Origin of the sequence: Lentzea sp. NPDC051213, assembly GCF_044455585.1 — a bacterium.
Classification (GTDB): domain Bacteria; phylum Actinomycetota; class Actinomycetes; order Mycobacteriales; family Pseudonocardiaceae; genus Lentzea.
Map to the genome: position 1 here is coordinate 1 of NZ_JBITEX010000003.1, position 20078 is coordinate 20078.

At 68.5% G+C, this 20078-nt stretch carries 17 protein-coding genes; 6 read left to right on the plus strand and 11 right to left on the minus strand.

Annotated elements, in window-relative coordinates; all coding sequences use genetic code 11:
* Positions 1-120 precede the first annotated feature (120 nt).
* Complete coding sequence (locus ACIA8G_RS13410; protein ID WP_396418711.1) at positions 121-525, minus strand: VOC family protein; 405 nt, start codon at positions 523-525, stop codon at positions 121-123.
* A gap of 51 nt (positions 526-576) precedes the next feature.
* The gene (locus ACIA8G_RS13415) at positions 577-1764 is read right to left on the minus strand and encodes an MFS transporter (protein WP_396418712.1); all 1188 of its coding nucleotides are present in this window, start codon (positions 1762-1764) and stop codon (positions 577-579) included.
* Positions 1765-1869: 105 nt separating this feature from the next.
* On the opposite strand from ACIA8G_RS13415, the gene ACIA8G_RS13420 reads away from it, so the two are divergent.
* The 4 genes from ACIA8G_RS13420 (at position 1870) to ACIA8G_RS13435 (ending at position 8681) form a co-directional block, all read left to right on the plus strand.
* The gene (locus tag ACIA8G_RS13420) at positions 1870-2541 is read left to right on the plus strand and encodes a FadR/GntR family transcriptional regulator (protein WP_396418713.1); all 672 of its coding nucleotides are present in this window, start codon (positions 1870-1872) and stop codon (positions 2539-2541) included.
* Between the two features lie 45 nt (positions 2542-2586).
* A complete protein-coding gene (locus ACIA8G_RS13425; RefSeq protein ID WP_396418714.1) occupies positions 2587-3690 on the plus strand; it encodes an epoxide hydrolase family protein in 1104 nt (367 codons plus the stop codon).
* On the plus strand, positions 3687-4778 hold the full coding sequence (locus tag ACIA8G_RS13430) for a winged helix DNA-binding domain-containing protein (protein WP_396418715.1): 1092 nt from the start codon (positions 3687-3689) through the stop codon (positions 4776-4778). Before ACIA8G_RS13425 ends, ACIA8G_RS13430 begins: the two co-directional genes overlap by 4 nt.
* Before the next feature lie 72 nt (positions 4779-4850).
* Entirely contained in the window at positions 4851-8681 is a 3831-nt protein-coding gene (locus ACIA8G_RS13435) for a hypothetical protein (protein ID WP_396418716.1), read from the plus strand.
* Here the strand turns inward: ACIA8G_RS13435 and ACIA8G_RS13440 are convergent, their stop codons facing one another.
* Positions 8682-9575 (minus strand): LysR family transcriptional regulator, encoded by an 894-nt coding sequence (locus tag ACIA8G_RS13440; RefSeq protein ID WP_396418717.1) that lies wholly within the window; start codon positions 9573-9575, stop codon positions 8682-8684.
* Positions 9576-9648: 73 nt separating this feature from the next.
* Here ACIA8G_RS13440 and ACIA8G_RS13445 point away from each other — a divergent pair, with 73 nt between their 5' ends.
* A complete protein-coding gene (locus tag ACIA8G_RS13445; protein ID WP_396418718.1) occupies positions 9649-10542 on the plus strand; it encodes an EamA family transporter in 894 nt (297 codons plus the stop codon).
* On the opposite strand, the gene ACIA8G_RS13450 is transcribed toward ACIA8G_RS13445, so the two are convergent.
* On the minus strand, positions 10466-11965 hold the full coding sequence (locus ACIA8G_RS13450) for a cobyric acid synthase (RefSeq protein ID WP_396419649.1): 1500 nt from the start codon (positions 11963-11965) through the stop codon (positions 10466-10468). The two genes, ACIA8G_RS13445 and ACIA8G_RS13450, sit on opposite strands and share 77 nt — an antisense overlap.
* A 28-nt stretch (positions 11966-11993) precedes the next feature.
* Between ACIA8G_RS13450 and ACIA8G_RS13455 the strand changes: the two genes are divergently transcribed.
* Positions 11994-12674, plus strand: a complete 681-nt coding sequence (locus ACIA8G_RS13455) for a hypothetical protein (RefSeq protein ID WP_396418719.1) — start codon at positions 11994-11996, stop codon at positions 12672-12674.
* On the opposite strand, the gene map is transcribed toward ACIA8G_RS13455, so the two are convergent.
* From map to dxr, 7 genes are all read right to left on the minus strand, one after another.
* A complete protein-coding gene (gene map, locus ACIA8G_RS13460) occupies positions 12661-13518 on the minus strand; it encodes a type I methionyl aminopeptidase (RefSeq protein WP_396418720.1) in 858 nt (285 codons plus the stop codon). The genes ACIA8G_RS13455 and map overlap by 14 nt on opposite strands.
* A 10-nt stretch (positions 13519-13528) precedes the next feature.
* Positions 13529-13651: a hypothetical protein gene (locus ACIA8G_RS13465; RefSeq protein ID WP_396418721.1), complete on the minus strand. Its 123-nt coding sequence runs from the start codon at positions 13649-13651 to the stop codon at positions 13529-13531.
* Positions 13651-15441 carry a penicillin-binding transpeptidase domain-containing protein gene (locus ACIA8G_RS13470; protein ID WP_396418722.1) on the minus strand — a complete coding sequence of 597 codons (1791 nt, stop codon included), beginning with the start codon at positions 15439-15441 and terminating at the stop codon, positions 13651-13653. Before ACIA8G_RS13470 ends, ACIA8G_RS13465 begins: the two co-directional genes overlap by 1 nt.
* A gap of 18 nt (positions 15442-15459) precedes the next feature.
* Positions 15460-16311 (minus strand): GNAT family N-acetyltransferase, encoded by an 852-nt coding sequence (locus tag ACIA8G_RS13475; RefSeq protein WP_396418723.1) that lies wholly within the window; start codon positions 16309-16311, stop codon positions 15460-15462.
* 151 nt (positions 16312-16462) lie between these two features.
* Entirely contained in the window at positions 16463-17593 is a 1131-nt protein-coding gene (gene ispG, locus ACIA8G_RS13480) for a flavodoxin-dependent (E)-4-hydroxy-3-methylbut-2-enyl-diphosphate synthase (protein WP_036016096.1), read from the minus strand.
* Between the two features lie 49 nt (positions 17594-17642).
* Positions 17643-18851 carry a M50 family metallopeptidase gene (locus tag ACIA8G_RS13485; protein ID WP_396418725.1) on the minus strand — a complete coding sequence of 403 codons (1209 nt, stop codon included), beginning with the start codon at positions 18849-18851 and terminating at the stop codon, positions 17643-17645.
* Positions 18852-18857: 6 nt separating this feature from the next.
* Positions 18858-19991 (minus strand): 1-deoxy-D-xylulose-5-phosphate reductoisomerase, encoded by a 1134-nt coding sequence (gene dxr / locus ACIA8G_RS13490; protein WP_396418726.1) that lies wholly within the window; start codon positions 19989-19991, stop codon positions 18858-18860.
* Positions 19992-20078 lie beyond the last annotated feature (87 nt).

Consider the following 20078-nt stretch of genomic DNA (forward strand, 5'->3'; position numbering starts at 1 on the left):
GGCTCGACTACTACAACACTGAACGCGGTCACACCGCCCTCGATGGTCACCCACCCATCAGCCGCACCCAGTCACCAACGTGACAGCCAGGTACAACTAGGCCTGGATGATGCGGACGTTCTAGGCCTGGATGATGCGGACGTTGTTGCCGGCCGGGTCGCGGAGAACGCAGTCGCGCGCGCCCCACGGCTGATCGGTCGGCTCCTGCACGACGTCGGCGCCACCCGCCTGCAGCTTGTCGAACGAGGCTTCGAGGTCGGGCGTGGACAGCTGGATGTACCCGTACGAGCCACCTTCGATCATCTCGGCGATGGCGGTCCGCTGCGCGTCCGTCAGACCATCGGCCATGGCCGGCGGTTCGAGCACGACGGACGAGCCGGAACCGGCAGGAGCGACGGTGATCCAGCGCATCGTGCCCTTGCCGACGTCGGCGCGGACCTCCCAGCCGAGCAGGTCGCGGTAGAAGGCCAGCGAGGCGTCGGGGTCCGTGTGCGGGAGGAACGTGGCGTGAATGTTGATGTCCATGCCGACAACGCTAGGACCAGCGCGAACGTCGTGCTTCTCGATTCCTGACCACTAGACGTAGCGGGGACGCCCGGCGATCAGGCCAAGACCGGTCAGCGCGGCGAGCAGCACCAGCTGCAGCGCCAGCGACGCGGACCACGAGCCGGTGACGTCGCGGAGCACACCGAACGCGAACGGCCCCGTCGCCGCGATCAGGTAGCCGATGCTCTGCGCCATGGCCGACAGCCGCGCGGTGTCCGAAGTGGACTTGGTGCGCAGCGACATGATCAGCAGCGCCAGCGGGAACATGCCCATGCCGAACCCGATCAGCACCACCCACAGGCCGGGGGCGGAGGCGGGCGCCACCAGCATGCCCAGGATGCCCGCGAACGACAGCACGCCGAGCGCCAGCACCATCGGGGCCTGACTGGAGAACCGCGCCGCGATCGGCGGCACGAACAGGCTGACCGGGACGCTGAGCAGCATCGACACCGCGAGCAGCATGCCGGCGGTGTTCCTGTCGACACCGGCGTCGACGAGCATCGCGGGCAGCCACCCCATGACGGTGTAGGCGAACAGCGACTGCAGGCCGAAGAACACGGTGATCACCCACGCCAGCGGGCTGCGCAGCAACGAGCGCTTCCTGGCAGGGGCGGCCGACCGGACGACCGAGGCCACCGCGCCGTGCCGTGCACCGGCGAGCCAGACGATGACCGCGCCCAGCGACAGCAGCGCCCACGCACCGACGGCGAGCCGCCACGAGCCGAGGAACTCCTCCAGCCGGGGCGTGAAAGCGGCGGCCAGCGCGGCGCCCGCGGAGAGCGCTCCCGTGTAGACACCGGTGATCAGGCCGACCCGGTCGGGGAAGGAAGCCTTCACCACCACCGGAATCAGGACGTTGGACACCGCGATGCCCGCACACGCGATGAAAGTGCCGCCCAGCACGACCCACGGACCGTCGATCACGCGCAGCACCAGGCCGAGCGTGAGCACCCCGAGTGAAAGTCCGATCGCACGGGCCATGCCGAGACGGCGGCCGAGCCACGGCGCCGCGAACGCCGCAAAGCCGAAGCAGAGCGCCGGAACGGCGGTCAGCGCACTGGTCCAAGCGGCCGAAACCCCAAGGGCGGCGCGGACATCGACGAGCACCGAGGCCAGACTGGTCACCGCAGGGCGGAGATTCGCCGCCGCGAGGGCGACCCCGATCGCGAGCAGCGTGGACCCGACCAGTGGAACGTGACGATTCTTGACGACCGTCACCCTGCGACCTGGATCGGTGGCAGTCTGTGCGGCAAGAGTCGTCTGCTGAATCGTCACGCGCTCCACTATCGCAGACGTAGGATGTTCGGATGAAAGGATGACGCTGTGCCGTTGGCCACTACCCGACGGGCGGGCCTCGTCGACCAGGTGATCGACCAGATGCGTGCTGCGATCACCAGCGGTGAATGGCCCGTCGGGCAGCGCATCCCGCCCGAACCCGAGCTGGTCACCGCGCTCGGGGTGGGCAGGAACACGGTCCGAGAGGCCGTGCGCGCTCTCTCCCACGCCGGACTGCTGGAGGTGCGGCAGGGCGACGGCACGTTCGTTCGCGCGACCAGCGAGATCTCCGGCGCGGTCCGCCGCATGTGCGGGACGGAACTGAAGGAGGTGCTGCAGGTCCGGCGCACCCTGGAGATGGAGGGCGCGCGCCTGGCAGCCAAGCACCGCACCGAGGCCGAGCTCACGCGCCTCACCGAGTTGCTGCACAAGCGCGACACGGCGATGGAGGCCCAGGAGTGGGCCCAGGTGGTCGAGCACGACACCGCGTTCCACGTGCTGCTCGTGCAGTGCTCGCACAACACGCTTCTAGCGGAGCTCTACCAGGGCTTGACCGAGGCCGTGAAGGCTTCGGTGGCGGCATCTGTCGACACCAGCCAGCCTGGACGCGACCAGGTGTCGCACTCCGGGCTGCTGCACGCGGTCCGCGACGGCGACCAGGAGAAGGCGGCGATCGAGGCGGGCGGGTTCTTCGAGGAGCTGATCGAGAAGTTCTGCTAGAGAAGCGGACCGGATGTGTCCGCATTAGCTCATAGCGTGGGGGCCATGGAGATCACGCCGTTCCGCATCGAGATCCCGCAGGCCGAGGTCGACGACCTCCGTTCCCGCCTGGCGAACACGCGCTGGCCGGAGGAGGACCTGCCCGGTGTGGGCTGGTCGTACGGCATCCCGCTGAGCTACCTGCGCCCGCTCGCCGAGTACTGGGCGGACGGGTTCGACTGGCGCGCGCAGGAAGAGCGGATCAACTCCTACCCGCAGTTCACGACGGAGATCAGCGGGCAGCGCATCCACTTCCTGCACATCCGTTCCAAGAACCCGGACGCGTTGCCGCTGCTGCTGATCCACGGCTGGCCCGGCTCGTTCGTCGAGTTCCTGGACGTGATCGAACCGCTGTCCGAGGACTTCCACCTGGTCATCCCGTCGATCCCGGGTTTCGGCTTCTCCGGGCCCGTGAAGAAGACCGGGTGGAACGTGCTCCGCATCTCGTGGGCGTTCGCGAAGCTGATGGAGGGCCTGGGTTACGACCGCTACGGCACGCAGGGCGGCGACTGGGGCTCCGGCATCGCGCAGGAGATCGGCCGGGTCTTCCCCGAGCAGGTCGTCGGCGTGCACGTGAACATGCTGCAGACGTTCCGGCCGTCCGGGGTCAACGACCTGCCGCCTGAGGAGATGCAGGCGCTGGAGTCGCTCGACCACTACCAGAAAGAGCTCTCCGGCTACATGCACCTGCAACGCAGCCGGCCCCGCACGCTCGGCTACGCGCTGACGGACTCGGCGGTCGGGCAGCTGGCGTGGATCGCGGAGAAGTTCCACGACTGGACGGACAACGAGGGCGTGCCCGAGGACGCGGTGCCGCGCGACCACATCCTGACGAACGTGTCCGTGTACTGGTTCACCGGCACGGCGGGCTCGTCCGCGGCGCTGTACAAGGAACAGTCCGCGTCGTGGGGCCAGCAGCAGCCTTCGACGGTGCCGACGGGCGTCGCGATCTTCCCGCACGACATCAGCCGGCCGGTGCGGTCGCTGGCGGAGAAGATGATCCCGACGATCGTGCACTGGACGGAGTTCGACCGCGGCGGCCACTTCGCCGCGTTGGAGGAACCGGACCTCTTGGTCCAAGACATCAGGAAGTTCTTCGAATCACTGTGACCACCACGCTCTCGAACCGCACTCTCAACCGGACACTCCTGGCGCGGCAGATGCTCCTGGAGCGGACGTCCATGCCGATCGTGGAGGCCGTCGAGCACCTCGGCGGCCTCCAGGCCCAGGCGCCGATCCCGCCGTACCTCGCGCTCTGGACCCGGCTGAAGCCGTACAAGGTCGACGCGCTGAGCAAGCTCATCACCGACCGCTCGCTGGTCAGGATGACGCTGTGGCGCGGCACGCTGCACCTGATCTCGGCCGACGACGTCTACCTGATGCGCACGGCGTTGCAGCCGGAGCTCAACAAGTGGGCGCGGATCGTGATGGCGCCCGCGCACCGGGTCGAGATCGACCTGGACAAGCTGGCCAGGATCACCCGCGAGTACATCGACACCGAGCCGCGCACGGTGGCGGAGATCGGCGCCTACCTGGAGGAGCAGTTCCCCGAGGCGAAGGCGCGCGATCTCTCGACGCAGGCGCAGATGCTGGTGCCGATGATCCAGGTGCCGCCGCGCGGGATCTGGGGCGTGGGCGGGGTGCCGCAGAACGTCGCGATGGCCCGCTGGCTCGGCCGCGAGCTGCCGGCCGAGGCCGCGGTGCCGGAGCTGATCAAGCGGTACCTGCGCGCGTTCGGCCCGGCGACGTTGGCGGACATGCAGGCGTGGTCGAGGTTGATCGGGCTGAAGGCGCACGCGGCCGACCTCGATCTGGTGCGGTACAAGAACGAGGACGGCAAGGAGCTGCTGGACGTGCCGGACGGCGTGATCGTGTCCGAGGACGTGCCGGCGCCCGCACGGTTGTTGCCGGCGTTCGACAACGTGTTGCTGGGGCACGCGGACCGGACCCGGATCATGAGCGAGGACGCACGGTCGCGGTGGGGCGCGGTGCGCAACGGCGTGTTCCCGCCGACGTTCCTCGTGGACGGGTTCCTGCGCGGCACCTGGTCGGTGGCGGAGACCAGGGACACGGCGACGCTGACGATCGAGCCGTACTTCAAGACCACCGTGAAGGACATGAAGGGCGTGGTCCGGGAGGCCAAGGCCGTGCTGAAGGTGCTGGCACCCAAGAAGGAGCACGTGGTCGCTGCCCCTTAGGGCGGATTTTCCTGCCCTCGGGTGTGTCTGGCGGCCATTCCTGGTGTCCGCGGGGTCAGCCAGGCTCGTCGCATGGTCGCCGCACGCCGGACGTCCGACGCTCAGTCCGAAGTCACGAGCGCGCTCGCGGACGGCAAACGCAGGGCGGGCCCCGCTGTCGGCCCGCAGGCACTGCTCGCGCTGCAACGCGACGCGGGCAACACTGCGGTGGGCGCCTTGATGGCGGCCAAGCAGAAGCAGCCGGACGGGGCCGCGCTCGGCCACATCGAGGCGGCGCTGAAGGAGGTCCGCCGCGACGAGCCCGAGATCGACACCGTCGAGAAGGGCCTCAAGGCGGCCCAGGCGACCGGCGTGCCCGTGACGCTGGAGGGCCCGAAACCGCCCGCGTCCGCCCTCGCCGTGACGACGACCGGTTTCGGCCCGAACGCCGTGGCCCCCAAGAAACCGACGCCACCCGCGAAGCCGGTGCCCGCGAAGTCCAAGCTCGCCAAGGCAGGCGCGAAGCCGGCTGCGAAAACCAGCTCTGCGCCGGCGAAACCCGCGGCAGCCGCTGCGGTTCCTGCTGTGGCCGCGGCGGATCCGGCGTTCATGCAGGTGACCGAGAAGGTCAAGGGCTTCGCGGCGGCCAAGAAGGCGCACCCACCGGCGGGCGCGAAGGCCAAGGAGGCGCAGGACGCCGCGCTGGCACCGGCCGACGACCTGGCCGGGCAGGCAAAGGCCTCGAAGGTCGACTCGATGGACGCGCAGCAGGCGGGTTCGTTCGACAAGAAGGCGTTCATCGCGGCCGTGAAGACCGCGATCGAGGCGAAGTCGCCCAAGACGTTGCAGGACGCGACATCACCGCGGGGCAAGGCCGACGGCGTCGGCGCCGAGGTGAAAGGCATGGTCTCCCAAGGCAAGGAGGGCCAGGCCAAGGACATCGAGGCGGCCACCGACGCACCGCCGGACCAGTCGAAGGCCGTGCCGAAGCCGGTCACCCCGATGGCACAGGAGAACCCCGGTGCCGCCGCGTCGATCCCGGCCGCAGGCGCCGTGCCGAAACCCGCGCCTGCATCACAAACCGACCTGAGCGCGGGCAAGCAGCAGGTCGCGCAGGAACAGGGCGACGTCACCGACGAGCAGCTGCGCAACTCGAACGAACCGCAGTTCCAGCAAGCATTGGACGCGAAGCAGACCGCAGCCGCGCACGCCGACACCGCACCGGGCCAGTTCCGCCAGCAGGAACAGCAGATGCTCGGCCAGGCAAAGGCCGACGCGGGCGCCGTGACGGCCTCCGGCGTAGCGTCGATGCAGGGCGCCAAGGGCTCCGCGCTGGCAAAACTGGTGGGGGACAAAGGAAAAACAAAGACCAAGGACGAGGCCAAACGCGCCGAGGTGACAACACGGGTCCAGGGCATCTTCACGGCCACTGAGGCCGAGGTGAAGAAGATCCTCGACGGCATCGACCCGAAGGTAGAGGCGGCGTTCGCCCAGGGCGAGGCAACGGCGCGGCAGGCGTTCGAGTCCTTCGTGGCCGCCAAGGTCGACGCCTACAAGCAGGACCGCTACAGCGGCTGGCTGGGCGGATACCGCTGGGCCAAGGACAAGCTGCTCGGCATGCCGGACAAGGTGAACGACTTCTACACCGCCGGCCGCGAGCTCTACCTGAAGCAGATGGACGGCGTGATCTCCCGCGTCGCCGACATCGTGGGCAACGACCTTTCCCTTGCCAAGACCCGAATCGCCTCCGGCAAGGCCGAGATCGCGGCCTACGTCCGCACTCTCTCGCCGGACCTGCAGAAGGTCGGCGCCGAGGCGACAGAAGAGATCAACTCCAGATTCGAGCAGCTGGAAAGCGACGTCACCGCCAAGCAAGACGCGGTCGTGGATACGTTGGCCAGCAAGTACGTCGAGGCCCGCCAAGGCCTGGACGAGCGCATCGAAACGTTGCAGGCGGAGAACAAGGGCTTCGTCGACGCCGCGATCGACGCCGTGAAGGGCGTCATCAACACCATCCGCGAACTGGCCGGAATGCTGCGCGACGTGCTGTCCCGCGCCGCCGGTGTCGTCGGCGACATCATCAAGAAGCCGGTGGAGTTCCTCGGCAACCTGATCGCCGGTGTGAAGGGCGGCATCCTCAAGTTCAAGGACAACATCGTCGATCACCTGCGCAAGGGCCTGATGAGCTGGCTCTTCGGCGCGCTGGCCGAAGCGGGCGTCGAGCTGCCGGAGAAGTTCGACGCGCGCGGCATCGTCAAGCTGCTGGCGTCGATCTTCGGCCTGACCTGGACCAACATCCGGGGCAGGCTCGTGCGCCAGATCGGCGAGAAGGCCATGAGCGCCGCCGAGAAGGGCGTCGAGATCTTCCAGGTCCTGACCACCCAGGGCGTCGCGGGCCTGTGGCAGATGCTGCTGGAGAAGCTCGGCGACATCAAGGAGATGATCCTCGAGCAGGTGAAGGACTTCGTGATCACGAAGATCATCACCGCCGGCATCACCTGGCTCATCGGCCTGCTGAACCCGGCCGCCGCGTTCATCAAGGCCTGCAAGCTGATCTACGACGTGGTGATGTTCTTCGTCAACAACGCCGGCCGCATCATGAAGTTCGTCAACACCGTCATCGACTCGGTGGCAGACATCGTGCGCGGCAACGTGAGCGGCGTGGTCAGCAAGATCAACGACGTGCTCGGTCAGATGGTGCCGATCATCATCGGGTTCCTCGCGAGCGCGATCGGGCTGGGTGGGATCGGGGCGAAGATCCGGTCGATCATCGAGTCGTTGCAGAAGCCGGTGAACAAGGCGCTGGACTTCGTCATCAAGAAGGGGCTGACGCTGGCTGGGCCGATCATCCGTGGGGTCAAGGGGATAAGCGGCAAGGTGAAGGCGAAGGTGGCGGCGGGCAAGGCGTGGGTGAAGGGGAAGGTCGACGCGGGCAAGAATTGGGTCAGGGGCAAGGCGGACGCCGTCAAGGCGAAAGTCACCGGCAAACCGGCCGACCCGAAGCAGGCGGCGATCGAAGACGCGGCGAAGGCCTTGCGCAGCAGCAAGTCCCACACCGACGCGGAAGATCGGCTCGCCAAGATCCGCAGCCGGTACCAGGTACCGCTCAGCCTCGTGGTGGAGCGCAAGGACGCGAAGTCCGAACACGTGCACGTCCAGACCGCGAAAACGGACAGCTACGACATCCCCGCCGAGCACGAGGAGGACGCGGAAGCCGCCGCCGGCCTGTTCGAGAGCGTGGCCGAAGAGACCATGAACGACTACCTGAACAACTTCGCCAACTGGCGGACCCCGCAGGCAGGCAAGGAACTGGGCCAGACGCGGGCCCTGCCGGCTCGCTTGAACATGCATGCCGTCAAACACAACAACAAGCACGTGAAGAAGTGGGCGAACGAGGCCCCTGGCACGTCACCGGCCCAGAGGAGCGCTGCCGTCATCAGAGCCAAGACCTACATCGAACGAGCGCGAGCTTCCCAGGAAGAGGCCTCGATCTACCGGTACCTGCGCGCGGCGGCCTCGACGATCCAGGACCTCCACGGCGGACGCAAGCAGTTCGGGCTGGACGTCGAGCACCTCACCGAGGTGGCGCAGCACCCCAACGTGTTCGTCCGCACGAAGATCAGCCGTACGTACGGCTCGATCGTCGAACGCATCCGCACGGGCAAGCCCAAGAGCAACAGCAGAGCGGAACTCGACCTGGTCAACCTGAAGGTCTCACTGGAACGCAAGCGCCAGATCGCCCGTCTGTACGCCGAACAGGTCGTCGACAAGCTGCTGGGGGACGTCGGCGCGGCGGCCGATCACCAGGGCGAGCCGGTCGAGATCGAGCTGCTCATCATCACGCAGGCGGCACACGCCGAGGTCACCGCACGGCGCGCCCGCGACCGCGCCGCCGGCACCTACGACGAGGGCGACGAGATCTGATCACTGCGCGACCTGTTTGATCACGTCGAGCGCCGCCGTGATCGCCGGCCGCCGCGACGCCTGCGTCCGCCACACCGCGTACAACCGCCGGGTCGGCGTGGGCCGCAACGGCACGGCCCGCACGTTGCCCGGCACCTCTCCCCTGCCCAGCCGCGGGATCAGCGCGACCCCGATCCCCTTGGCCAGCAACGCGATCTGCGTCCGGTACTCGCTGATCCGGTACGCCACCACGGGTTCGATGCCCGCGCCGTGGAACGTCCGCTCCAGCCAGTCGTGGCAGATCGACCCCTCCGTCTGGCAGATCCACCGTTCGCCGCCGAGGTCGGCGGGTTCGAGGAACTCCTTGCGGGACAGAGGGTTCATCACCGGGATGAGCACCTCGGCGACGTCGTCGCCGATGAAGACGCGCGACAGCGACTCCGGCACCGGGAGTGGCGTGTTCGCCCAGTCGTGCACGATCGCCATGTCGAGCTCGCCTCGCGCCACGGCCTCGGTGGCCTGGGGCGGATCGATCTCCGTCAGCCGCACGTCGAGCGCGGGGTGCCGGTCGATCAGCGCGACCAGGACGTCCGGCAGCAGACCGCGGGCGGCCGTGGCGAACGAGCCGATGCAGAGGCGGCCGATCGCGGCGCCGCGTTGCTCCTCCAACGCCACCTCGGCCTCTTCGACGAGCTTCAGCACCTGGCCCGCGGTGTCCGCCAGCAGCCGGGCGGCGTCGGTCAGGCGGACCCCGCGACCCTGGCGTTCCAGCAGCGTGGTGCGGGTCTCGCGTTCCAGCTTGGCGATCTGCTGCGAGACCGCCGACGGCGTGTAGCCGAGCACCTCGGCGGCAGCGCCGACCGTGCCGTGCGTGGCCACGGCGTGCAGTGCCTTCAGTCTTCCCAGGTCGAGCATGTAGCAATGCTAAACCCATAACCTTAGAAATAAGAACTGGTGCTAAATAGTCGGCGCGCGCAAGCTTAGAGCCATGAACCCCCGTCACGTCCTGCTAGCCGTGCTGGTCGCCGCCATCTGGGGCTTCAACTTCGTCGTGCTCAAGGTAGGCCTCGACGAGTTCCCGCCGATCCTGTTCTCCGCGCTCCGGTTCCTCGCCGCCGCAGTGCCCGCGATCTTCTTCGTGGGACGGCCGAGCGTGCCGTGGCGGTGGGTCATCGCGGTCGGCCTCGTGCTGGGCGTCGCGAAGTTCAGCTTCCTGTTCATCGGGCTCAACGCGGGCATGCCGGCCGGGCTGTCGAGCCTGGTGCTGCAGAGCCAGGTGATCTTCACGGCGGTGTTCGCCGCGGTCGTCCTGCGAGAACGGCCGAGGCCGGTGCAGATCACCGGGATCGCGCTCGCCATCGCCGGCATCGGGCTGATCGCGTGGGACTACGGGCTGAGCTCGCCGTTGATGGGGTTCCTGCTGGTGGTCGCGGCTGCGGCGTGCTGGGGCGTGTCGAACGTGCTCATGCGGTACGCGCGGCCGGCGGACACGTTGCGGTTCATGGTGTGGGTGAGTGCGGTGGCCGTGCTGCCGTTGTTCGGACTGGCTTTCCTGACCGAGGACGTGAGTGCGCTCGGCCGTCTCGACTGGGCGGGCGTCGGGGCAGTTGGGTACGTCGCGTGGATCTCGACGCTGCTCGGGTTCGGGATCTGGGGGTTCCTGCTGCGCAAGTACGAGTCGTCGGTCGTGGCGCCGTTCTCGTTGCTGGTGCCGATCTTCGGGATGTTCTCGGCGTGGGCGTTCCTCGGCGAGGACCTGACCGTGCTGCGGGCGGCGGCCGGTGGGCTGGTGCTGGCCGGGCTGGCTATCCCGCTGCTGGTGGGGCGCCGGGCGGCACGAACGGAAGTCCCGGCGGAGCTCCTCGTTCCAGCAGGTCGATGACGGCCTTGGTTTCCAGGTGATCGGCGACCAGGTCGCCCAGCAGGTCCAGCTGGGCCTCGCGGGCGGCCTGGAAGCTCACCTCGCCCGGTTCGAAGTCGCGGCCGGAACGCTCAGCCGCCCATCGCAGGAACTTGCGGCGGAACGCGTCGTTCTCAAGCAGGCCGTGCCAGTGGGTGCCGAGCACTCGGTCGGTCTCGGCGCCTTCGGAACCGATCAACGGCCGTTCGGTGCTGCGGACGACCTGGCCGTGGTGGATCTCGTAGCCGGTGACGGGCTCATCCCACGCGGTACCTTCAGGCGTGGCAAGGGTTTTCTGCGGCTGGAAGCGGATGTCGACGTCGAGCAGCCCCAGGCCGGGGACGACGCCATCGTGGGACTCCACGTCGTCCTCGATGCGCTTCGAGAGCATCTGGAAGCCGCCGCAGATCCCGAGAACCGGGCCGTCGAACCGCCCGATCGCCGCAGCCAGACCGGTTTCGCGCAGCCAGGCGAGGTCGGAGACGGTTGCCTTGGAACCGGGCAGCACCACCAGGTCCGCGTCCGCCAGCCGGGACGGTTCGGTCACGAACCGGACGGAGACGCCGGGCTCGCAGGCCAGCGCCTCCACGTCAGTGGCGTTGGAGATGCGCGGCAACCGGATCACCGCGACCCGCAACCAGTCCTTCAACGGCGGCCGCGGCCTGCCGATCACGCCATCCGCGTTGTAGGACAACGAATCCTCGGCGTCGAGCCAGAGCTCTTCCCGCCACGGCAGCACGCCGAGCACCGGACGTCCGGTGAGCGAACGGAGCTGGTGCAGGCCCGGCTCGAGCAGCCGGGCATCGCCGCGGAACTTGTTGATGACGAACCCGGCGACCAACTCCTGGTCGGCCGCGTCCAGCACCGCCACCGTGCCGAAGAGGTGCGCGAACACGCCACCGCGGTCGATGTCACCGACGACCAGCACCGGCAATTGAGCCCTGACGGCGAGGCCCATGTTCGCGATGTCGTTGGGGCGCAGGTTGATCTCGGCCGGCGAGCCCGCACCCTCGCAGATGACGACCTCGTGGTCGCGCCGCAGCCCGTCCAAAGTGGACAGCACGGTGTCGAGCAGGTGCTGCTTGCGTTCGCGGTAGCCGAGCGCGGAGACCTCGCCGACGGCCTGGCCGAGCACGACGACCTGCGAGGTGCGGTCGCTGCCCGGCTTGAGCAGCACGGGGTTGAACCGGACGCTGGGCTCCTTGAACGCCGCCCGCGCCTGCACGGCCTGGGCCCGCCCGATCTCACCGCCGTCGAGTGTGACGAACGAGTTGTTCGACATGTTCTGCGCCTTGAAAGGCACGACGTCAACGCCCTGGCGTGCCAGAAAGCGGCACAGCCCGGCGACCAGGACGCTCTTGCCCGCGTCCGAGGTCGTCCCACAGATCAACATCGCGCCCCGCATGGACGCCAATGCTGCCATCATCACCCCCATGGTCACCGTCGTCCTCATGCACAGCCCGTTCCTCGGCCCGTCGAGCATGCGTCCGCTCGCCGACGAACTGGCCTCCGACGGGGCCGCGGTGCTGCTGGTCGACCTGCAGATGACCATCAACGAGGCACCGGTGCACCAGCGCCTGATCGGCGCTTTCGCGGACGCGCTCGACGATTCCGGAGTCGCCGGACCGCTGGTGCTCGTGGGCCACAGCGGTGCCGGACCGCTGCTGCCGTGCTTCGCCGACGCCCTGGAAATGGACGTGGCCGGCCTGGTGTTCCTCGACTCCGACCTGCCGACGCCGGGCAGGGCGTGGCGCGAGACCGTCGATCCCGCCCTCGTGAGCAAGGTCAAGGCCTCGGTGCGGGACGGCAAGCTGCCGCGCTGGGACCGCTGGTTCCCCGAGGACCCGTTCCGGCTGATCCCGGCCGAACTGCGCGAGGAGATGCGCGACGAGGCACCCGAGGTGCCCTGGGAGTTCCTGAAGGAGCAGCGCCCGTCCGTCGAGTGGACCGGGCCGTGCGGGTACGTGCTGCTGTCCGCGCACTACGAGGACGCGGCGGCGAACGCGGACAAGCTGGGCTGGCCGGTCGAACGCGTGGAGTCGCACCACCTGGCGGCCGCGACGTCGCCCTCGGCGGTCGCGGCCGCGCTGACCTCGGTGATCAGCAGACTGTGAGGATCTCCGCGCCGTCGTTCGTCACGACGATGGTGTGCTCGAACTGAGCGGTCCAGCTCTTGTCCTTGGTGGTGACGGTCCAATCGTCGTCCCAGATGTCGTGCTCGAAGTCGCCGAGCGTGATCATCGGTTCGATCGTGAACGTCATGCCCGGTTCGAGCACGGTCTTCACCGACGGCTCGTCGTAGTGCAGCACCACCAGGCCGCTGTGGAACGCGCGGCCGATGCCGTGGCCGGTGAAGTCGCGCACCACGCCGTAGCCGAAGCGCTTGGCGTACGCCTCGATGACGCGGCCGATGACGTTGATCTCACGGCCGGGCTTCACGGCCTTGATCGCGCGCATGGTCGCCTCGAGCGTGCGCTCGACCAGCAGGCGGTTCTCCTCGGCGACGTTGCCCGCGAGGAATGTGGCGTTCGTGTCGCCGTGCACGCCGCCGATGAACGCCGTGACGTCGATGTTGACGATGTCGCCGTCCTCGACGACGGTGCTGTCCGGGATGCCGTGGCAGATGACCTCGTTCAGCGAGGTGCAGCACGACTTCGGGAAGCCGCGGTAGCCGAGCGTCGACGGGTACGCGCCGTTGTCGCACAGGAACTCGTGCGCCACCGCGTCGATCTCGTCGGTCGTCACGCCGGGCACGACGACCTTGCCGGCCTCCTGCAACGCCTGCGCGGCGAGGCGGCCGGCGATCCGCATGGCCTCGATGATCTCCGGCGTCTGCACCCACGGGTCGGTGCCGCGCTGCGGCGCGGGCTTGTCCACGTACTCGGGACGCACGATGCGCGAGGGCACCTGACGACGCGGCGATTGCACGCCTGGTTGCAGCGGAGAACGAACAGCCATGCGTTCCAGATTAGCTGCCCGGTCGCGTGGTACCCCGAGCCTGGTCCTCCGCCCGCGGCTCCGGCACGCGTGGCGCCGGGAGCAGGACGCCGGCCCGGATCAGCCGCTCACGCAACATCAGTACATCGGTCATCACGGCACCGCCTTCAGGAACCTCGCCGCCACCTCCACGGCTGGTGTCGAAGTCTCCGCGCTGAGGACGAGCGTCGCGAACGCGAGATCGCCTCGGTAGCCCATGAACCACCCGTGTGAGTGCACGCCGTCGCCGAACTGTGCGGTACCAGTCTTGCCGCGCACGTCACCGAACGGCTTGAGTTGCGGTGCAGTGCCGTAGTCGATGACCTCGCGCATCATCTGGCGCACTGGGTCGAGCGCGGTGGCCGGTGGCGGTGTGGGCTGTTTGTCCGTCTTGGTCTCCTTGCCGCGGACCAGCTGCGGCACCGGCATGGAGCCCTTCGCGATCGACGCGCCCACCAGGGCCATGCCGAACGGCGAGGCCAGCACCTTGCCCTGGCCGAACGCGTCCTCGGCCCGTTCGACCACGTCGGCAGCGGGCGGCACCGAGCCGGTGATCGTGGTCAGGCCCGGGATGTCGAAGTCGGCGCCGAGGCCGACCGACTGCGAGGTGTTCGTGAGCAGGTCGGCCGGCATGTCGACGGCGAGCTGGGCGAACGTGGTGTTGCAGGAGAACGCGAAGGCCGATCGGAAGGGGATCGTGCCCTTGTCGAACTCGCTGGAGTTCGGCACGATGCGGCGGCCGTCGATGGTGGTCTTGCCGGGGCACGGCACCGGGGTCTCGGCGTTGACCTTGCCGGACTGCAGCGCGGCCAGTGCCGAGACGGACTTCATCGTGGAGCCCGGCGGGAAGCGGCCGGTCAGCGCGAGCGCGCCCTGGGCGTCGGCGGCGTCGTTCTGCGCGACGGCCAGGATGTCGCCGGTGGAGGGCTGGATGGCCACCAGCATCGTGGCCTGCTGCACCGGCTCGACGGCGTCCTCGGCGGCCGTCTGGATCGCCCGTGACAGGGCGACGTTCACGGCCTTCGCCGGTTCGGGCGACTTCGAGTGCAGCTCGTCGACCTCGGTGCCCTGCGCGTCGACGGTGGCGACGCGGAAGCCGGACTGGCCGGCGATGTCGTTCTCGACCAGCTTGCGCACCGCGGGCAGCACCTGCGAGCCGAACGTGCGGCTGGGCGCCAGCAGGGACGTCTGCGCGGTGAACCGGACGCCGGGCAGCTCGTAGATCTTCGGCTTCACGGACTGGTAGTCCGGGTCCCGCAGCGCCGCCACCTGGTAGGCCTGGCCATCGGGGGTCTTGCCCACGCCGTCGGCGATGGTCTGCTGGGTGATCGCCTTGTCCAGCGGGTTCAGCGCGTCCGCGAGCGCTTTGCTGACGGCCGCGACGTCACCGGCCTCCTTCGCGACGAGCAGCACCGACACCACGCGTTCCGGCGCGAGCAACGGCGTGCCGTCGCGGTCGAGCACCGGTGCCGGGTCGGGTTTGAGCTCGGTGACCTGCACGGACTGCTGCGGCGAGAGCTTGGGGTGCGCCACCGCGGACGACCAGTGCACCTTCCAGGTGTCGCCCTCCTGGCGGACGTCGAACTTCGTCGGGTACACCCAGTGCCGGTTCTTGCCGAGGTCCCAGTCGAGCGTGACCGACGCTTCGGACGCCGTCTCGCCGTTCTTGCGGATCTGGTCGACCTTCGACGTCAGCCCCTCCGGCTTCACCGCGCCCCGGAACTTGTCCAGCGTCTCCTTGGCCTCGTTCGGGTTGTCGGTCATCCCGGCCGCGCCCTGCACGTCACCGGACGCGAGCTTCGCCAGGAAGTCGTTGGTGATCTCTGGCGCTCCGGGTTCCGACCTGAACAGCCCACAGCCGCTCACCGTCACCAGCACCACCGTGATCGTCGCGAGAAGTCGCACCCGCGCGAGTATGCCGGTTCAGAAGAGGACAGTGGCGTATTGGCCGACCTGTTCGAACCCGATTCGCCGGTACGCGGCCTGCGCGACGTGGTTGTACCCGTTCACGTAGAGGCTGGCGGTCCGGTTGAGCACGCGCACGAGCCTGTCCGCCACCGCGGCCGTGCCCGCCGTGCCGATGCCCTCACCGCGGCGGTCCGGGCGCACCCACACGCCCTGGATCTGGCCGACCCGCGACGACATGGCGCCGATCTCGGCCTTGAACACGACCTCGCCGTGCTCGAACCGCGCGAACGCCCTGCCGGCGGCGATGAGCTCGCTGACCCTGGCCCGGTAGCCCGCGCCGCCGTCCTCGGCGCACGGGTCGATGCCGACCTCTTCGATGAACATGGCGATCGCGGCCGGCAGGTACCGGTTCAGCTCACTCGGCCGGACCTGGCGGACCAGCGGGTCCGGGGAGATCCTGGGGCTCGTGGAGATCGCCATCAGCGGCTGGTCGCCACGCACCTCGCGGGCAGGGCCCCAGTCCGGCTGGAGCTCCTCCCAGAGCGTTAAGACCTGGTCTGCGGGACCGACCAGCGACGAGCACATGCGGCCGCGGCGCCGGGCCCGGTCCGCGAACATCCGCATGGCGCTGGGGCTGCCTCTGAGCGGGATGAGGTTCGGGCCGGAGAAGCAGAGGCCGTCGACACGGCCGCGCATGGGCCGGGAGTCCGAGCCCCACATCTCGCCGCCGAGCCGCCACGGGTCGAGGCCCGCGGTGTCCACCCTCGCCGCGACCATGCACGCGGCTACGGGGTCGCTGTCGAGCACCCCGCGTACGTCGATCAGGTCGCGCTCGTCGAGCACGCGCGCTCCGGCCAGCCTCAACACGTCATCTAGCGTGCCAGATGAAACGTGAGTGTGGCATCAGCCAACAGTGCGCACCGACCGTGACGGTCCGCACCCGCGAGAAACGCCATGAGGGTGACCTTCATGGACCTGAGGTTCATGAAGGTCACCCTCATGGCACTTGATCTTGGGGTTAGCCGACCGTGACGGCGGGGGTGCCGCCCTCGACCGGTTCCATCTCCTCGGCGAGGCGCATGGCCTCCTCGATCAGGGTCTCCACGATCGCGTGCTCGGGCACGGTCTTGATGACCTTGCCCTTCACGAAGATCTGGCCCTTGCCGTTGCCGGACGCGACACCCAGGTCGGCCTCGCGGGCCTCACCGGGGCCGTTGACGACGCAGCCCATGACCGCCACGCGCAGCGGCACCTCCATGCCCTCCAGACCGGCGGTGACCTGCTCGGCCAGCGTGTACACGTCGACCTGCGCACGACCGCAGGACGGGCAGGACACGATCTCCAGCTTCCGCGGCCGCAGGTTCAGCGACTGCAGGATCTGGTGGCCGACCTTGATCTCCTCGACCGGCGGGGCCGACAGCGACACCCGGATGGTGTCGCCGATGCCCTGGCGGAGCAGCGCACCGAAGGCCACCGCGGACTTGATGGTGCCCTGGAACGCGGGACCGGCCTCGGTGACACCGAGGTGCAGCGGGTAGTCGCACTGCTCGGCGAGCAGCTCGTACGCCCGCACCATGACCACCGGGTCGTTGTGCTTGACGGAGATCTTGATGTCGTGGAAGTCGTGCTCCGCGAACAGGGACGCTTCCCACATCGCCGACTCGGCCAGCGCCTCGGGCGTCGCCTTGCCGTACTTCTTCAGCAGACGCGGGTCCAGCGACCCGGCGTTGACGCCGATCCGGATCGGGGTGCCGTGGTCCTTCGCGGCGGCCGCGATCTCCTTCACCTGGTCGTCGAACTTGCGGATGTTGCCGGGGTTCACCCGGACCGCCGCGCAGCCCGCCTCGATCGCCGCGAACACGTACTTCGGCTGGAAGTGGATGTCCGCGATCACCGGGATCTGCGACTTGCGCGCGATCGCCGGCAGGGCGTCCGCGTCGTCCTGCGACGGGCAGGCGACCCGCACGATGTCACAGCCGGACGCCGTCAGCTCCGCGATCTGCTGCAGAGTCGCGTTGACGTCGGACGTCAACGTGGTCGTCATCGACTGGACGGAGACGGGGAACTCGCTGCCGACACCGACATTGCCCACCATCAGCTGCCGCGTCTTGCGACGCTCCGACAGCACCGGCGGCGGCAGTGCCGGCATTCCGAGCATCACGCCGTCACTCATGGGTTGTGCACCTTTCCGTAAATCACTACTGCAACCTGATCGGGTTGACGATGTCGGCGGTCACGGTCAGCAGCGTGATGGCGCCACCGATGAAGATGACCACGTAGGTGAGCGGCAACAGGCGCAAGTAGTCGACTGGCGCGCCGGCGGGCTTGCCGCGGAGCTTCCTGATCCAGTTTCGCACCCGTTCGTACAGGTTGACGGCGATGTGACCACCGTCAAGCGGGAGCAACGGCAGGAGGTTGAACACACCGACGAAGAAGTTCAGGCCCGCCAGCATGAGGATGAAGATCTCCCACAGCCCGCGCTCCGCGGCGTCACCACCCAGGCGCGACGCACCCACGACGGAGATCGGCGTGTCCAGGTCGCGCTCGCCGCCACCGATGGCCTTGACCACGGCCGGGATGCGCTCGGGGAAGCGCATGAGGCCCTTCCACGTGTTCACGAACGTCTCGCCGGTGTAGACCACCGTGGCGGGGATCGCGTCGATCAGCCCGTACGTGAACGCCCGCTTGGGCATGACGCCGATCGCGCCGATCTGCTTCGTCTCCTTGCCGCCCTTGCCGTCGGCCAGCTCGCGGGTGACCTTCGCCACGTCGACGCTGAGGGTCATCTCCTTGCCGTCACGCAGGATCTTGAACTCGGTGGGGCCGCTGAGCTCGCGCGTCACCTTCTGCATGTCCGGCCACGTCGGCGTGGGCTTGCCGGCGATCGAGACGATCTCGTCGCCGGGCCGCAGTCCCGCGTTCTTCGCCGGGCTCGGCGAACCGGCCGGGCAGGACCCGTCGGTGACGTTCGCGATCGGCACGCAGTCGGTGACCTCGGAGAGCACCGGCAGGTCCCTCGAGTTCGGCAGGCCGAACGTCATCGCGAGGATCAGCAGGATGATGAAGCCGAGGATGAAGTGCGTGATCGAACCGGCGGCGAGCACGATGACGCGCTTCCAGATGCTCTGGTTGTAGAACGCGCGCTTGCGGTCGTCCGGGTGCACCTCCTCGAGCGCGGTCATGCCGGTGATCTCGCAGAAACCACCGGCCGGGATCGCCTTGAGGCCGTACTCGGTCTCACCCTTGCGGAACGAGAAGATCCGCGGGCCGAAGCCGATGAAGTAACGGGTGACCTTCATGCCGAAGGCCTTCGCGGTCAGCAGGTGCCCGAACTCGTGCAGCGCGATGGACACCGCGATGCCCAGCGCGAACAGCACCACCCCGACGACGTTGATGAATGTGTCCACGAAAGCTCAGTTCCTTCCAACCAGCTCGCGGGCACGTGCGCGTGCCCAGTCCTCGGCGGCGAGCACCTCCGCGACGTCCGCGGGGTCCTTCTGCCAGTCACCTGCCTCGCCGAGAACCTGGCCGATGGTGTCCACAATCGACAGGAACGACGTCGTGCCCGCGACGAAGGCGGCGAGAGCCTCTTCGTTCGCGGCGTTGTAGATCGCGGGAAGGCAGCCGCCCGCGCTGCCGGCCTGCCGCGCCAGCTCGACCGCCGGGAACGTGCCGCTGTCCAACGGTTCGAACGTCCACGAGGTGGCGGTGTCGAAGGTACAGGCGGGTGCGGCCCCGGCCACACGCTCGGGCCAGCCGAGGCCCAAGGATATCGGAAGCCGCATGTCGGGCGGCGACGCCTGCGCGAGCGTCGAGCCGTCCGTGAAAGTCACCATCGAGTGAATGATGGATTGTGGGTGCACGACCACGTCGATGCGGTCGTACGGCACGCCGAACAGCAGGTGGGCCTCGATCAGCTCGAGGCCCTTGTTCACCAGGTTCGCCGAGTTGATCGTGACGACCTGGCCCATCGACCACGTCGGGTGCGCCATGGCCTGCTGCACCGTGACGTCGGCCAGCTCGGCGCGGGTCTTGCCGCGGAACGGCCCGCCGGACGCGGTCAGCACCAGCTTGTGCACCTCGTGCGGCGACCCGCCGCGCAGGCACTGCGCCAGCGCCGAGTGCTCGGAGTCGACGGCCACGATCTGGTCGGGCTTCGCCGCCTTCAGCACCAGCGGCCCGCCCGCGATGAGCGACTCCTTGTTCGCGAGGGCGAGCGTGGCGCCGGTCTCCAGCACCTTGAGCGACGGTTCCAGCCCGCGCGAGCCGTCCATGCCGTTGAGGACGACGTCCGCGGGGCACGCCTCGATCAGGTCGACCATGCTGGTCAGCACGCGGACGCCGGGGATGTCCGGCTTGCCGTTCGCCACCGCGACGACGGGCACGTCGAACTCGGCTGCCTGCTCTTTGAGCAGATCCAGCTGACGTCCACCCGCGCCGAGGCCGACGACCTGGAATCGGTCACGGTTGCGCCGGATGACGTCGAGCGCCTGGGTACCGATCGAACCGGTCGATCCCAGGATCAGGACAGTGCGTGGAGTACTCATCGCCCCTCATTGTTCCGGAGAGTGCCTGAGAGCCCGGCACAGCCCGTAACTTTGATAACGGACCGGTTTCGCAGGCGTGAAGTCCCC